The organism is Streptomyces roseifaciens, assembly GCF_001445655.1.
Lineage (GTDB): Bacteria > Actinomycetota > Actinomycetes > Streptomycetales > Streptomycetaceae > Streptomyces > Streptomyces aureoversilis.
Genome location: NZ_LNBE01000004.1, coordinates 2,712,499 through 2,727,686, shown reverse-complemented (window position 1 = coordinate 2,727,686; position 15,188 = coordinate 2,712,499). Strand labels below are relative to the sequence as shown.

Below are 15,188 nucleotides of genomic sequence, written 5' to 3'. Positions count from 1 at the left end.
CGTTGCGGGAAGGCGTGCAGGAAGGCGTGCGGGAAAGCGTACGGATCCGGCGGCTACGACAGCTTGCCGTCGTAGTCCGGCAGCTTGAAGGTCCGCTCCGCGTGGCCGCCCACGAGGTCGGTGGTGTTGTTCCCGATGTTCGCGATGATCGAGTACCCCTGCTTCTCGATCTCCGCGCGCTTGGCGGTCTTGTACGTGCTCACGTCCTGGAAGAGGTCCGGGAGGTGCCGTACGTACAGGCCGCTGACGGGGTAGCCGACCTCGCGCAGGTTGTACTCGGTGAGCGAGTCGAGGATGCCGGGGCGGGCGGTGACGAAGAAGACCGCGGCTCCCCGGGCGTGGGCGTAGCGCGTCAGCTCCAGCACCGGGGCGATGGCCGGCGTGGGGTACGTCCAGTGGAAGTCGGTCTCCAGGGAGCTGTTGTCGATGTCGAGGACGATGGCCTGCTTCCGGCCGTGCGCGTCCGCGGTGCGCTCCTTGACGTAGGGCAGGGCCCGGTCGATGACGGCCTGCACGTCGCGCTGCCAGACGGCGTAGTCGACGCCCTTGAGCCCCGCGGGCCCGGAGGTCCGGGCGGCGCTCGCCGTGGCGGCGGCCGGGCGGTCGGCGGGGGCGGCGGTCGCGTCCGTCGTGGTGGCGGCCGTCACGGCCGTGGCCAGGGCGGTGACGGCGAGGGCAACTGCGGTGCGGCGGGCCGGTATCGGTGCGGTCATGTGTGGCATGTTCACGCCCGCCGGTGACGTGCGGGGAACGCGCGGGTGGCCGTCCGGCGTCGCCCGGCCGCCCACCGCGTGCGCCCGGTTCCCGCCACCCGCCACCGACGCCTTCCGCTTGTGCGCGCCTTCCGCGAACCGGCATGCATGGGCCACGGGTCGCCGGGTAGGCGGTCGGAGGTCACCTACGGATCTGGGGAGGACGATGTGACCATCACGGCATCCACGGTTACGACAGGGCGTTCGGGGGCTGTGCCGCAGCACCTCGAAGAAGCGGTCGGGGGGCTGCCGTACATCGAGGACGCGTCCACAGTGGCGCCTCGCGACGCCCGTGCACTGTCCGGGCTGTTCTTCGTACGCCTGCGGGAGCTGGAGGAGGGCACCCACGCGTACCAGTACGCGCGGAACACCCTCATCGAGATCAACCTCTCGCTCGTCCGCTTCGCCGCCTCCCGGTTCCGCAGCCGCGGCGACCAGATGGAGGACATCATCCAGGTCGGCACGATCGGCCTGATCAAGGCGATCGACCGGTTCGACCTGTCGCGCGAGGTGGAGTTCACCACCTTCGCCGTGCCGTACATCGTGGGGGAGATCAAGCGGCACTTCCGCGACACCGGCTGGTCGGTGCACGTGCCGCGGCGGCTGCAGGAGCTGCGGGTCGAGCTGGCCAAGGCCACCGGCGAGCTCTCGCAGGAGCTGGACCACTCGCCGACGCCCGCCGAGCTGGCCGAGCACCTCGGGCTCAGCCGCGAGGAGGTCGTCGAGGGCATCGTCGCGGGCAACGGCTACACGGCCGGCTCCATCGACGTCCCCGTGGACGACGGCGCCGACCAGGCCGGCACCACCTACGCCGACCGGCTGGGCGGACTCGACCCCGCCATCGAAGGTGTCGAGAACCTGCACGCGCTCAAACCGCTCGTCGCCGAGCTCGACGAACGCGACCGGCAGATCCTGCGCATGCGGTTCGGCGGGGAGATGACGCAGTCCGAGATCGGTGCGGAACTGGGCATCTCGCAGATGCACGTGTCGCGGCTGCTGACGAGGATCCTGACGCGGCTGCGGGCGGGGATGCTGGGGCACAAGTAGCGTCCCCGGGGGGACCGGTAGCCGCCCGGGACGGGCCCGGGCAGCAGGGGCTCGTGCGGGGCGGCGCCCGTGCGGGCTCGTGCGGGACGGCAGCTCATGCGGGACGGCGGGGGCTCGGCCTCCATGGGGGAGCCCCCTCCCCCGCCTCCCGGCCCTGTCCCCTGTGCGCCGTCCCCGCGCGGCATCCCTGCTCGGCGGCCCTACGCGGCGGGCGCCGTCGTCGTCCCCGACGCCGCCGGTCCCAGCCACGTGGCCCGGACTGTCTTTCCGTCCGGCCGCCGGTCCACCTCCAGCAGGCCGGCCAGCCGTTCCACCATGTGCCAGCCCAGCCCCCCGCCGCCGCCGAAGTCCGGCGGGCGCGGCTGCGGCGGGCGCGGGCTCGCGTCGGCGATCTCCACCACCAGGCGGCCCTGCACGGCCTGCACGCACAGCCGCCACCAGCCTCCCGCGTGCCGTATCGCGTTGGTGACCAGCTCCGAGACCACCAGGACGACCGCATCGGGGTCCGCCCACGGGCAGTGGCGGGCCAGGAACTCCGCCGTCGCGTGACGCGCCCGGGCGGCGTCCCCGTACGGGGCTTCGATCACAACCATCCGGCGGCTCCCTCGTCGCTGCTCTACCTGACCTGCTGGTTCACCTCTGTCGACCGGCGTATACCCAGCGATCGCCGGGTCATGACCTCCGTTGCGGAGGGGTTCGTCACGGAAGGTCCGCGGCCGCGGTGCGCGACCGGCGGGCGGCGACCGCCGGCACCGCCAGCACCACGAGTGCCCCCGCCACCAGCAGCCCGCCCAGCCACAGGGCGGCCGGCAGCGACACCGCGTCCGCGGCCCGCCCGCCCAGCAGGGCCCCCAGCGCGATCGCCGCGTTGAAGGCCGAGACGAACAGCGCCGAGGCCGCCTCCCGCGATCCCGGCGCCGCCGCCGTCAGCAGCCCCTGCGTGGAGACCGACACCCCGCCGTACGCCAGGCCCCACACCACGATCAGCGCACCGGCGGCGACCGCCCCGCCGGCCGTTACCGACACCGCCGGGAGCACGGCGGCCAGCGCGACCGAGATCACCAGCAGGGTGCGGCGCAGGTTGCGCGCGGCGGCCGCGCCCGCCAGGAAGTTGCCGGCCACGCCCGCCACGCCGTACGCCAGCAGCAGCCCGCTGATCAGACCGGCCCCGGCTCCGGAAGCCCGCTCCAGGACGGGCCGGACGAAGGTGTAGCCGGCGAAGTGCCCGGCCACGATCAGCACGACGACCAGCAGGCCCGCCCGTACGCCCGGAATGCGCAGCAGCCCCGCCACCTCGCTCGGCCGGACGGCCCGCTCCGCCGGCAGCGGCGGCAGCAGCACGGCGAGCGCCGCCGTCACGGCCAGGCAGACCACGCCCATGGCCGCGAACGCCGCCCGCCAGCCGCCCAGTCCGCCAGCCAGGGTCCCGGCCGGCACACCGAGCACCGACGCGACCGCGATCCCGCTGAAGATCAGCGAGGTGGCCGCGCCCACCGCCCGCTCCGGCACCAGCCGTACCGCCAGCCCCGCCGCTATCGCCCACACGCCTCCGATGCACACCCCCACCAGGACCCTCAGGCCCACGAGCACCGCGATGTGGGTCGCCAGCGCCGACAGCAGGTTGGCCACGGCCAGCAGGGCCATGAGCCCCACCAGCACCCACCGACGGTCCAGCCGCCCGGCGGCAGCCGTGACCGCGGGCGCGGCGACCGCCGCGACCAGCCCGGGCACGGTCATCGTCAGACCGGCCGTCCCGGCAGGGACGCCCAGCCCGGAGCCGATCGGGGTGAGCAGCCCCACGGGGAGCATCTCGCTCGTCACGACCGAGAACGTCGCGGCGGCCACCGCGACCACCGCGGCCCGGCCGCCCTTCGCTTCCGCCTTCGCACCGCTCTTCTCCGCACCGCGCTTGCCTGCACCGCGCTTGCCCGCACCTTGCTCGCCTGCACCTTGCTTCACTGCACCTTGCTCCATGGGCCTCAGCCTCGGCGGCTGCGCAGCAGGGAACAACGCCGGACTTCTCATCCTTTGATTAGCGGGATTCATCGGTCGGCGGAGGGCGGGACGTGGGCACGGGCGTGGGCACGGGCGCAGGCGCAGGCACGGGCGTGGGGGCGGACCTGCGGGAGCTGGAGTGCTTCCTGGTCCTCGCCGAGGAGCTGCACTTCGGCCGGGCCGGCGAGCGGCTGTACGTGTCGCAGGGCCGCGTAAGCCAGCTCCTGCGCTCCCTCGAAGGCCGCATCGGCGCGCGGCTGTTCGACCGCACCAGCCGCCGGGTGGCCCTCACGCCGCTCGGCGAGCGGTTCCTGGCCGGGCTGCGGCCCGCGTACGGGGCCCTCGCGGGCGTCGTCGACGACGCCCGGGCCGCCGCCCGCGGGGTGGAGGGCGTCCTGCGCATCGGCTTCCAGGGCACGGCGGACGGCGGGGTGATGGAGGCCGTCGGAACGTTCCAGGAGCGCCGGCCGGGGTGCGTGGTCGAGCTCGTGGAGATCCCGCTGAGCGACCCCTTCGGCGCCGTCCGCAGGGGCGAAGTCGACGCGGCGGTGGTGCTGTTGCCCGCGGAGGAGCCGGACCTGGCCGTGGGGCCGGTCTTCTCCCGGCAGCAGCAGACGCTGGCGGTGTCCGTCCGGCACCCCTTCGCCCGACGTGCCGAGCTCGGCGCGGAGGAGCTCGCGGACTGCCCGCTCGTCGCTCCCGCGGCCCCCGCCCCGGCGTACTGGCGCGCGGCCCAGGCCCCCGCGGTCACGCCCGGCGGGCGCCCGGTCCCCCGCGGCCCGGAGGTGACGACGCTGCAGGAAGGCATCACCCTCACCGCCGCCGGGCGCGCCGGGATGCTGTTGTGCCGGCCGACGGCCGACTACCACGGGCGCCGCGACATCGCCTTCGTGCCGGTGACCGGCCTGCCCTGCTCCGCCCTGGGGCTGGTGCGGCAGCGGGCCGCGGAGACGGAGCGCCTGCGGGCGTTCGGGCGCGTACTGGCCGAGGTCGCCGGCCGGACCGTCAGCGGCTGAGCCCGCCGGAGGGCGGGCCCGTGGGGAACCCGCTCGGCGGGCCGGAGGGGAACCCGCTCGGGAATCCGGTGGGGAAGTCCGTGGGAAAGCCGCTCGGGACTCCCGTGGGGAGGTCGTCCGGCGGGCCGTCCGGCAAGGTCGGCAGGGCCGGCGGCGTCACCCGCGGGGTTGCCGGAGGGGCCGACGGCCACGAGTCCTCGATCCGCTCGGTGACCTTCTCCTTCGCGGGCTTGAACACGCTCAGGTAGAAGACCCCGAAGCCCACGCACCCGGCCACGAACAAGGACAGGAACACCAGCAGGATCCCCATGCCCACCCGCGTCCTGGCGTCACCGGGCGGGATGGCCGTGGCCCGGTCCGGGCGGCCCTGCGGGTGGCGGACGACGACGGTGTCCCCCTCGATGACCGTCGCCGACCCGCCCGCCTCCTCGAACCGCCGGTGCCGCCCGTCCCCGTCGGTGAACTCGTAGACGTGGTGCAGCGTGGTCGAGGACGACCGGTGCGCGCCCCGCCGTCGGGTGACCGTCGTCGCGTAGAGGCGCACGCAGCGCCCCTGTACCTCGATGCCGCTGCGCCATGCGGCTCGCAGGCGCCGCATCCGCATCACCGCCCACACCATGCCGGCGATCCCGCCCGCCGCCATGAGTGCGGGCAGCGTGAGGATGACGATGTCGAACATGAACCCCCCGATGTCGGATGTGTGTGCGCATATTCAACTGTGTCAGGGGTTCTGACGCCATGAGTTAGATCTTGGTCCGCCGGCTCGGTCCGCCGGCTCAGCCCGTGGGGCCCTCCGCGGGGCAGGGGTCCGCGACCGGCAGCGTGGTGGTGAACCGGGCGCCGCGCGGGCTGTCGGTGATCTCCAGGGTCCCGCGGTGGACGGTCGCGATGTGGTGGGCGATGGCGAGGCCGAGGCCGGTGCCGCCCGTCGCGCGCGTACGGGCGTCGTCGAGCCGGGTGAAGCGTTCGAACACGCGCTGCCGGTCGTCCGGGTGGATGCCCGGCCCGTCGTCCTCGACGTGCAGGACGGCGACCCGCCGCCCGGCGTCGTGGCCGAGGCGCACGGTGACGGTGCGGGCGGCGTGCCGGTCGGCGTTGTCGAGGAGGTTGCCCAGGAGACGGGCGATGAGCGTGTGGCGGCCGTGCACGGCGACGGGGGCCCCTCCCTCGATGCGGACCTCCAGGGCGCGCCGCCCCTCCGGCCGGCGCCGGACCTCCTCGCGGACGAGCGCGGCGAGGTCGACGGGCTGGGCCCCCGGCAGTCCGTCGGTGCCGGTCGCGTCCAGGCGGGCGAGCAGCAGCAGGTCCGAAGTGATGCTCTGCAGCCGCCGGGTGTCGCCGAGTGCCGCCTCCGCCACCGCCGTCCACTCGGCGTCCCCGGGGTGGGCGAGGGCGATCTCCAGCTCGGCCCGCAGGGCGGCGAGCGGGCTGCGCAGTTCGTGCGAGGCGTCCCCGACGAAGCGGCGCTGCTGGTCGACGGCCGCCTGCAACCGGTCGAGCGTGCTGTTCATCGTCCCGGCCAGCCGGGCCACCTCGTCCCGGGTCTGCGGCACCGGCACCCGGCGTTCCAGGTGGTGCGCGGTCAGCTCGGCGAACTGGGTGCGGATCGCCTCCACGGGGCGCAGCACCCGCCCGGCCACGAACCACGTCGTGCCCGCGAGGGCCGCCGTCACCGCCAGCACGGCGCCGGCCAGCAGCAGGACCATGTGGTTGAGGCGACGCTGCTCCTCCCGGAGCCGGTTGGCGACGTGCAGGTAGCGGCCTTCGGTGCCGGACTGCACGTAGTCGAGGCTGGGGATCCGGCTGGCGGGGTCGGTCCACGGCCACAGCGACAACAGCTCGTCGCCGTGCGAGGGTTCGTTCTCCGGCGGCTGGGGGCCCGGCTCCCAGTGCTCCATGCGGGGCTCGAACCCGGTGGACACCTCCAGCCGGGGGTCGTCGCGCAGCTTCTCGGCCGCGTAGAAGAGCTGCGCGTCCGGGTCGTAGTCGACGAGCCGGGGGACGGCGGCGACCGTGCGGACCGTGTAGTCCCTGGCCTCCCGCGACAAGTAGTCGCGCAGCGAGCCCGCGGCCAGCCCCGCGCCGACGATCAGCGGGAGGAGGGCCGAGACGGCGACGAGCCACGTCAGCCGGCCCCGGATCGAGGCCGGCCGCAGCAGCTCGCGCACCCGGCCGGGCCGCCGCTTCACCCTGCGGGGGCGTCGGCCGCCAGCCGGTAGCCCACGCCGCGCACGGTCTGGATGGTGTGCCGCCCGAACGGCGCGTCGATCTTCCGGCGCAGCGCGCTGACGTGCACCTCCACGATGTTCACATCGCCCTGGAATGCCTCGTCCCACACGTGGGCGAGGATCTCGGCCTTGGCCACGACCTCGCCGTCGCGCCGGGCGAGGTACTCCAGGACCGCGAACTCCCGCGCGGTGAGGGTGAGATCGACGGGGCCGCGCCGGCAGCAGCGGCTCGCGGGGTCGATCTGCAGGTCGCCGATCCGGATCATCGCGGGCCGCTCGGGCCGGCCGCGGCGCACCAGGGCGCGCAGCCGGGCGACGAGGGCGACGTAGGAGAAGGGTTTGGTCACGTAGTCGTCGGCGCCCGTGTCCAGGCCCTCGGCCTCGTCGTACTCGCCGTCCTTCGCGGTGAGCATGAGCACCGGAGTCCAGACGCCGGCCTCGCGCAGCCGGGCGCACACCCGGTAGCCGTTGAGGCCGGGCAGCATGACGTCCAGCACGACCACGTCGTAGGCGTCCTCGGCCGCGAGGTGCAGGCCCGTGTGCCCGTCGTACGCGACCTCCACCGCGAACCCCTCGGCGACCAGGCCGCGGCGCAGCAGTTCAGCGAGCCGCCGGTCGTCCTCAACCACCAGTATTCGCATGCCTTCAGCATGGCCCGGAGCACAGGTCCGTGACCTGAAGACCCCTTAAGGAATCCTCAGCGCTGCTTCAGCTCCGGGGTGCGAGCATGCTCGTGTGCCCTCCCCGGCACTTCGGTCCACCGGGCGCGTACCGGCGGCACACGGGGGTGGGGCCCGTCCGCTTCTCCGGCCGGGCCCGACCGCCGGTCCGCGCCCCCTCCGGCCGCGGCCGGCCGCTCTGCTCCGGAGGCGGCCGGTCCGCGGCCCCGCGGCCCGCCGCGGTGCGGCTGCGGTCGGGGCCGCGGCCGGGGCCGGGGGGCGGTGCCGTCACCAGTCCCCGCCGCCGAACCCTCCGCCGTCGCCGCCGCCGAAGCCGCCGCCCCCGCCACCCCAGCCGCCGCCGAAGTCGTCGGAGTTGAAGTCGCTGCCGGTGTAGTCGCCGCCGTCGGGGCCGGCGTCCGCCGGGGCCGCGTAGGCGGGGCCGGAGAGCATGCCGCCCAGCATGGTGCCGACGAGGAGACCGGGCAGGAGGCCGCCGCCGAAGTAGCCGCCGGCCCAGGGGGCGTAGGCGGGGCCCGCGTTCCAGTACGGCTGGCGGCCGTCGGCGGTGTCGACCGTGCGGGACAGGGGCTCCTGGCCCTCGGCCAGCCTGGCCGCGTCGGCCGCGCACGCGGGCACGGTGCGCAGCGCGCCGCCCGGGGGCGCCCACTCGACGTCCTGGACGGACGGCCCGTGGCGCGGGTCGAAGAAGCAGGGCATGCGCCGTTCGGGCAGGGGGGCGCCGCTGCGGCGGGCGGCGAGGGTGGCGAGGGCGAAGCGGCCCTTGTCGAGGGTGGCGGTGACGGCGGTGACGTCCTCGGGGCGCGCTGCGGCGGCCATCTTCGACTTGGCCTCCTCGTAGGCGTCGAGGGCCTCCTCGTAGTCGCGCCGCATGGCGTCGTCGGCGCCGGGCTCGGAGGGGTGGAAGTCGAGCCGGTCGAGCTCCTCGCCGAAGGCGGTGATGTCCTCGTCGACGACGACGCGCAGGGCGTCCAGCTCGGCCCGCTCGCGCTCCTCGCGCTTGCGCTTGTTGCGCCGGTAGAGGGCGTACGCGCCCGCGCCGCCCGCGACGACGATCGCGCCGCCGGTGATCAGCCCTGCGGTGCCGACGCCGGACTCCGCGCCGTCCCAGGAGCCGGGGGCCCGGCCCCGTGCCTGCCGGTCGGCCTGGTCGACGAAGCTGTTGAGCATGGTGCCGGCGTCGCCGCCGGAGCGCTGGACGGAGCCGACGAGGTTGCCGACCGCGTTGCGGGACATGACGCGGGAATCGGCGTGGGCGTTGAAGTCGTCGCCGAGCCGGATGGCGTAGACCCCGGCGATGCCGACCTTGGTGCGCAGGTCCCGGAAGACGGTGGCCTTGGGGAACTCCGGGCTCGCGGGCAGTACGGCCACGAAGACCGGCTTTCCGGCGTCCTCGATCTTCTTGGCCAGGGCGTCGGCGTCGGCCGCGGAGAGCTGGCCTGCGGCGCGCGGGTCCACGTAGACCGGCTTCTCGCGCAGCGCCTCGGCGACGGTGTCGAGGCCGGTCGCGGCGTGCGCGGCGGGGGCGGGGGCGTACAGCGCCGTGCCGGCCAGGGCGATCAGGGCGGCGATCAGGGCCAGCAGCGGCCTGGGAAGCGCCCGGGTGGTGGCGGGCATGGCGGTGCTCCTCGGATCGAGGTCGGGTTCCTACCTACAGCGAAATTTACTCCCAAAACGGATTAGTCAGACATTAGGTTCCCCCGCCTCCCCCGGCTCATCCCCGGCTCATCCGTACGAGAGGTTCGCGCAGGGGTCGTCGTCCGCCGACCGAGCCGTGGCGGCGACGTCGGTGGAGAGGGTCCCGGGGGCCGGGGCGGAGGGCCCCGCGGACGGCCCGGCAGCCCCGGTCGCACCCGCGGAGGCACTGCCGGAGGCGCTCCCGGACGCACTTCCGGATGCACCGGCGGAGGCGCTCGCGGACGCGTAGTCGCGGCCCACCGTCACCGTGACCCCGTCGGCCGCCACGCCCCGGATGTACGCCCCGGGGAAGAGCCGGGCGACCGTCCGCGCGTCCGCCGCCCGCCCCGGGCCGAACTCGATCACGGTGGTGCCCGCGTTGCGGACCTCCGCATTGCCGGTGTCACCGACCGTGAACCCGTGCTGTTCGAGGGCGGCCGCGGCCCGCGCCGCGAGCCCGGTCACCCTGGTTCCGTTGGCGACGGAGACGCTCACGCCCTCGCCCGAGACCGGCGCCTGTGAGGCGGGGGCCTGCGAGACGGGGGCCTGCGAATCCGGGGCCGGGGAGGCCGGGACCGCGCCCCCCGGCCGGCCCTTGGAGCGGTCGCCGCCCGCGTCCTTGCCGTCGATGGTGCGGTCGGCCCTCAGGGAGGCCCACAGGGCGTCGGCCTCGGGCCGGACGATGTCGACGCGGTCCCCCTCGTAGCGCCAGGGGACGGTGATGAACTTGATGTCGTGCAGGCCGATGTCCTTGAGCGACATCGCGAAGGACAGCAGCTTGTCCGCCGAGCCCAGCCCCGGGTCGACGGTCATCGACCGGGTGGCGGCGTCGGCCAGCGGCAGCAGCGCGGCGGGGTTGAAGCCCTGCGCCCGCACCTTCTTGATCAGGCCGGCGAGGAAGGCCTGCTGGCGCTGGATGCGGCCTATGTCGGAGCCGTCGCCGATGCCGTGCCGCACGCGCACGTAGTCCAGGGCCTTCTGCCCGGAGACGGTCTGCTGCCCCTTGGGGAACAGCAGCCCGCCGCGCGAGCCGCGGTGCGGGTCGAGGTCGCCCTGGTAGACGTCCTTGGGCAGGCACACCTCCACGCCGCCGACGGCGGAGGTCATCGCGGAGAAGCCCTCGAAGTCGACGACGACGGTGTGGTCGACGCGCAGCCCGGTGAGCTTCTCCACGGTGTTCTGCGTGCAGGCCGGGTTGCCCTTCGCGGACTCCCCCACCGAGAAGGCCGAGTTGAACATCGCCCGCGTCCGCCCGGACGTCCAGCTGCCGTCGGGCAGCCGGCACGGGGGGATGTCCACGAGCGTGTCCCGGGGGATCGAGACGGCGATGGCGTGCTCGCGGTCGCGGTACACGTGCAGCAGGAAGGCGGTGTCCGAGCGGCCGACGTCGCCCTCGCCCCCGCCCAGGCCGCTGTTGCCCCCGGCGCGCGAGTCCGAGCCGATGACCAGGACGTTCTGGCCGGCGACCCCCGCGCCCGGGCGGTTCTTGGACAGCCCGTCCGCGTCGAACGTGCTGATGTTGCCGTTCAGCCGGAGCCAGAGCCAGCCGGCACCGGCGGTCAGCAGCACCACGAACGCCATCGCGACGAGCGTCGCCGTCCGCATCCGGTGATGCGTCCCGCTCCCTCGGCTGCCACTCATCTGCGAGCCCTCATCCATTCCCCCGGCGTGCCCGGCTCCCTTGCCACCTCACCCCGATAGACGGCCGGGCAGCCACTTTGGTTGTCCAGTTGCGCAATCTGGCAAGTATGGTGAACACAACGGTTACGGAAGTGAGCGGAAGAGAGAGGTGCGCCGACCATGTTGCGCAATGCCCTGGAGCCGTGGCACATCCTCGTGGTGGTGCTCGTGATGGTCGTCCTGTTCGGGTCGCGGAAGCTGCCGGACACCGCCCGCGCGCTCGGCAAGTCGATGCGCATCCTCAAGAGCGAGGCCAGGGCCATGAAGTCCGACGGCCAGGCAGTGGCGGCCGACGGTCGGGCAGTGACGGCCGACGACCGGGCCGCGAAGGCGGACGGCCGAGCCGTGCGGGCCGAAGATCAACCGGCCGACAACCCCCGGTGAACCACAGGACACCTGTACGACTCTTCCGGTACACCCACCCCTGGTGAGCTTCCTCTCGGCCGGACATCCCGCCCGGCCTGCGAGGAGGAAAAACCATGGGTTCTCGTCCGTACCGGCGTCGTCTCGCCTGGGGCGCCGCCGCACTGCTCGCCGCCGGTGTCGCGGTACCGGCCGTGGCCGCCGCTTCCGAGGCGGGCGGCAGCTCGGACGTCCCCGCGCTCGCCGCGGGCCACGGCGCGAAGAAGGCCAAGAACGTCATCCTGCTCATCGGTGACGGCATGGGCGACTCGGAGATCACCCTGGCCCGTGACTACACCGTGGGCGCGGCCGGCCGGCTGAACATGGACAAGTTCCCGCTCACCGGTGCGTACACGACGTACTCCGTCGACAAGGACGGCAAGCCGGACTACGTCACCGACTCCGCGGCCAGCGGCACCGGCTGGGCCACCGGGCAGAAGACGGTCAACGGCCGGATATCCAAGACGCCCGGCACGGACAAGGCCATGCCCACCATCCTGGAGCTGGCCCAGAAGAACGGCCTGGCCACGGGCAGCGTCACCACCGCCGAGCTGACCGACGCCACCCCGGCCGTCCTCGCCGCGCACGCCACCGACCGCAGCTGCGCGGGCCCGGCCGACATGAAGGCCTGCCCGAACGACACCGTCGCCAAGGGCGGCCCCGGCTCGATCGCCGAGCAGAGCGTCAACCACAAGGTGGACGTCCTCCTCGGCGGCGGCAAGGCCCGCTTCGACCAGAAGATCGCCGAGGGCCGCTTCGCGGGCCGGACCGTCACCCAGCAGGCCGAGCAGCTCGGCTACCAGGTGGTCACCGACGACAAGGGCCTGAAGAACGCCAAGCCCGGCAAGCCCGTCCTCGGCCTCTTCGCCGACGGCAACGTGCCGGTCGAGTGGACCGGCAAGGCCGCGGCCCAGGGCGGCACCGAGCCGCAGCGCTGCGTGACGAACAACCCCGAGCGCAAGGCCGGCACCCCGAGCCTGGAGAACCAGACCCGCAAGGCGCTGCAGCTCCTGGAGGCCAAGCAGAAGGGCGCGGGCTCCAAGAAGGGCTTCTTCCTGCAGGTCGAGGGCGCCTCGATCGACAAGCGCGACCACGCCGCCGACCCGTGCGGCCAGATCGGCGAGACCGCGGCCCTCGACCGCGCCGTGAAGGTCGCCCGCGACTACGCCGCGCAGCACCCGGACACCCTGGTCGTCACCACCGCCGACCACGCCCACACCAGCCAGATCGTCCCGCTGGAGGCCACCCCGCCCGGCCTGTCCTCGACGCTGGTCACCGACGAGGGCGGCAAGCTGAAGGTGAACTACTCCACCAACACGCCGGGCAAGGCGCAGGAGCACACCGGCACCCAGGTGCGCATCGCGGCCCAGGGCCCGCAGGCGGAGCGCGTCCTCGGCCTCACCGACCAGACGCAGCTGTTCACGACGATCCGCAAGGCGCTCTCGCTGCGCTGACGCCGGAGCGTGGCCGGCGCCGCACCGAGCGGCACCGGCGACGCCGCGGCCGGCGACGCCGACAACGTCACAGATCACCACAGGGGGGACAGGGCCCGGCCGCTCCAGCGGCCGGGCCCTGCGGGTTGTGCCAGTTATCCCGGCAGAACATTGGGCGGATCACATACCCGGTTGCGGGCGTCCAGCGTCAAGACTGTGAATTCCGTACTGGATGCCCGTAGGCCGATGCCCACGCCGATCTCGTACGTCACTCTCCGTACGTCTTCACCCCGCACATCCCTTTCGTACCACCCCGCCAGCCCTCGCAGGAGGAACCGCCGATGACCGGGTCCCGCGTCCTCGCCCTCGGCCACTACCAGCCCGCCCGGGTGCTGACCAACGACGAGCTGGCGGCCATGGTCGACACCAGCGACGAGTGGATCCGCTCCCGCGTCGGCATCCGCACCCGCCGGGTCGCCGCGCCCGACGAGACGGTCGCCGACATGGCGGCCGAGGCCGCCGGGAAGGCGCTGGCGAACAGCGGGCTCGCGACGGAGGACATCGACCTCGTCCTCGTCGCCACCTGCACGGCCGACGACCGCAGCCCGAACACGGCCGCCCGGGTCGCGGCCGCGCTGGGCCTCGCCACGCCCGCCACCATGGACGTCAACGTCGTCTGCTCCGGCTTCACCCACGCGCTGGCCAGCGCCGACCACGCCATCCGGGCCGGCGCGGCGACGAACGCCCTGGTCGTCGGCGTGGAGAAGTTCACCTCGGTGACCGACTGGACCGACCGGACCACGTGCGTCCTGACCGGCGACGGCGCGGGCGCCGCCGTGGTCACGGCCTCGGTCGAACCGGAGATCGGCCCCGTGGTGTGGGGCTCGGTGCCGGGCATGGGGCACGCCGTGCGGATCGAGGGCACGCCGTCCCGCTTCTCCCAGGAGGGCCAGTCGGTCTACCGCTGGGCCACCACACAGCTGCCGCCCATCGCCCGCCGGGTCTGCGAGCGGGCCGGGGTCGCGCCGGAGGACCTGGCCGCGGTCGTCCTGCACCAGGCCAACCTGCGGATCATCGAGCCGGTCGCGCGCAAGCTCGGGGCGGTCAACGCGGTCGTCGCGACGGACGTCACCGAGTCCGGCAACACGTCCGCCGCGAGCATTCCGCTCGCGCTCTCCAAGCTGGTCGAGCGCGGGGAGGTGCCGTCGGGCGCGCCGGTCCTGCTCTTCGGCTTCGGCGGCAACCTCTCGTACGCGGGCCAGGTCATCCGCTGCCCGTAAGGGGCGCGGCCCTTTGCGGTGCGCCCCTTACCGAAGCCCGCAGCCGACGACGGCGCACCGCCTAGAACACCGACCACCCGGTCAACGTGGTGAAGTGGTCCAGCGCAGCGACCCCCGCAACGGAGTTGCCCCGGGTGTCCAGGCCCGGACTCCACACGCACAGCGTGCACCGGCCCGGTATGACGGCGACGATGCCGCCCCCGACGCCGCTCTTGCCGGGCAGCCCCACGCGGTAGGCGAAGTCCCCGGCCGCGTCGTACGTGCCGCACGTGAGCATGACGGCGTTGACCTGCTTCGCCTCGCGCCGCGGCAGCAGCCGCGAGCCGTCGGCCCGCAGGCCGTGGCGGGCCAGGAAGCTGCCCGCACGGGCGAGGTCGCGGCAGCTCATCTCGATGGAGCACTGCCAGAAGTAGTGCTCCAGGACCGTGGGGACGGGGTTGTCGAGGTTGCCGTAGCTGGCCATGAAGTGGGCCAGGGCGGCGTTGCGGTCGCCGTGCTCGGTCTCGGAGGCGGCGACGGCGGGGTCGAAGGCCAGGTCGGGATTGCCGCTCTCGGCGCGCAGGAACTCCAGCATGGTGGTGCTGGCGTCGCCGGTGAGCGTCTGCAGCCGGTCGGTGACGACGAGCGCGCCCGCGTTGATGAACGGATTGCGCGGGATGCCGTTCTCGTATTCGAGTTGGACCAGCGAGTTGAAGGGATTTCCGGACGGTTCCGTTCCGACCCGGTCCCAGATCTTCCCGCCGCCCTCGGCCAGCACGAGCGCCAGGCTGAAGGCCTTGGAGATGGACTGCACGGAGAAGGGCTTCTCCCAGTCCCCGGTGCCGTAGACGCCGCCGTCGACGTCCGCGACGGCCATGCCGAACTGATTGACGTCCACTTCGGCGAGGGCGGGGATGTAGTCGGCGACCTGGCCACGGCCGACGAGGGGGCGTGCGAAGGCGGTGACCTCTTCGAGGACGGCCTGGTAGTCCACAGTCCTTGGTCCGTACTTCCGTGTC

Annotated in this window: 14 protein-coding genes; 5 read left to right on the top strand and 9 right to left on the bottom strand. The window is 73.8% G+C overall.

What is annotated here, in order from left to right; all coding sequences use genetic code 11:
- Nucleotides 1–53 precede the first annotated feature (53 nt).
- Nucleotides 54–713, bottom strand: a complete 660-nt coding sequence (locus AS857_RS29455; RefSeq protein WP_058046218.1) for an HAD family acid phosphatase — start codon at nt 711–713, stop codon at nt 54–56.
- Between the two features lie 213 nt (nt 714–926).
- Between AS857_RS29455 and AS857_RS29450 the strand changes: the two genes are divergently transcribed.
- Nucleotides 927–1,799 carry an RNA polymerase sigma factor SigF gene (locus AS857_RS29450; RefSeq protein ID WP_245700724.1) on the top strand — a complete coding sequence of 291 codons (873 nt, stop codon included), beginning with the start codon at nt 927–929 and terminating at the stop codon, nt 1,797–1,799.
- A gap of 200 nt (nt 1,800–1,999) precedes the next feature.
- On the opposite strand, the gene AS857_RS29445 is transcribed toward AS857_RS29450, so the two are convergent.
- Nucleotides 2,000–2,392, bottom strand: a complete 393-nt coding sequence (locus tag AS857_RS29445; RefSeq protein WP_058046216.1) for an ATP-binding protein — start codon at nt 2,390–2,392, stop codon at nt 2,000–2,002.
- Between the two features lie 106 nt (nt 2,393–2,498).
- Nucleotides 2,499–3,758 (bottom strand): MFS transporter, encoded by a 1,260-nt coding sequence (locus AS857_RS29440; protein ID WP_420823975.1) that lies wholly within the window; start codon nt 3,756–3,758, stop codon nt 2,499–2,501.
- 107 nt (nt 3,759–3,865) lie between these two features.
- Here AS857_RS29440 and AS857_RS29435 point away from each other — a divergent pair, with 107 nt between their 5' ends.
- Nucleotides 3,866–4,810, top strand: coding sequence for a LysR family transcriptional regulator (locus AS857_RS29435; protein WP_245700567.1), 945 nt, complete (start codon nt 3,866–3,868; stop codon nt 4,808–4,810).
- Here AS857_RS29435 and AS857_RS40740 read toward each other — a convergent pair.
- From AS857_RS40740 to AS857_RS29410, 5 genes are all read right to left on the bottom strand, one after another.
- Complete coding sequence (locus AS857_RS40740) at nt 4,800–5,489, bottom strand: DUF3592 domain-containing protein (protein WP_058046215.1); 690 nt, start codon at nt 5,487–5,489, stop codon at nt 4,800–4,802. The two genes, AS857_RS29435 and AS857_RS40740, sit on opposite strands and share 11 nt — an antisense overlap.
- 97 nt (nt 5,490–5,586) lie before the next feature.
- Nucleotides 5,587–6,999: a sensor histidine kinase gene (locus AS857_RS29425; RefSeq protein WP_058046214.1), complete on the bottom strand. Its 1,413-nt coding sequence runs from the start codon at nt 6,997–6,999 to the stop codon at nt 5,587–5,589.
- Entirely contained in the window at nt 6,996–7,679 is a 684-nt protein-coding gene (locus AS857_RS29420; protein ID WP_058046213.1) for a response regulator transcription factor, read from the bottom strand. Before AS857_RS29420 ends, AS857_RS29425 begins: the two co-directional genes overlap by 4 nt.
- A 306-nt stretch (nt 7,680–7,985) precedes the next feature.
- The gene (locus AS857_RS29415) at nt 7,986–9,335 is read right to left on the bottom strand and encodes a hypothetical protein (RefSeq protein WP_058046212.1); all 1,350 of its coding nucleotides are present in this window, start codon (nt 9,333–9,335) and stop codon (nt 7,986–7,988) included.
- Between the two features lie 108 nt (nt 9,336–9,443).
- Nucleotides 9,444–11,036, bottom strand: a complete 1,593-nt coding sequence (locus AS857_RS29410) for an LCP family protein (RefSeq protein WP_058047143.1) — start codon at nt 11,034–11,036, stop codon at nt 9,444–9,446.
- A gap of 159 nt (nt 11,037–11,195) precedes the next feature.
- On the opposite strand from AS857_RS29410, the gene tatA reads away from it, so the two are divergent.
- The 3 genes from tatA to AS857_RS29395 all read left to right on the top strand — a co-directional run bounded on the left by tatA (nt 11,196) and on the right by AS857_RS29395 (nt 14,190).
- Complete coding sequence (gene tatA, locus AS857_RS38175; protein ID WP_058046211.1) at nt 11,196–11,459, top strand: Sec-independent protein translocase subunit TatA; 264 nt, start codon at nt 11,196–11,198, stop codon at nt 11,457–11,459.
- A 95-nt stretch (nt 11,460–11,554) separates the two neighbouring features.
- Complete coding sequence (locus tag AS857_RS29400; RefSeq protein WP_058046210.1) at nt 11,555–12,931, top strand: alkaline phosphatase; 1,377 nt, start codon at nt 11,555–11,557, stop codon at nt 12,929–12,931.
- Nucleotides 12,932–13,251: 320 nt separating this feature from the next.
- Nucleotides 13,252–14,190 (top strand): beta-ketoacyl-ACP synthase III, encoded by a 939-nt coding sequence (locus AS857_RS29395; protein WP_058046209.1) that lies wholly within the window; start codon nt 13,252–13,254, stop codon nt 14,188–14,190.
- Nucleotides 14,191–14,251: 61 nt separating this feature from the next.
- On the opposite strand, the gene AS857_RS29390 is transcribed toward AS857_RS29395, so the two are convergent.
- Nucleotides 14,252–15,163 carry a glutaminase gene (locus AS857_RS29390; protein ID WP_058046208.1) on the bottom strand — a complete coding sequence of 304 codons (912 nt, stop codon included), beginning with the start codon at nt 15,161–15,163 and terminating at the stop codon, nt 14,252–14,254.
- Between the last annotated feature and the right edge of the window lie 25 nt (nt 15,164–15,188).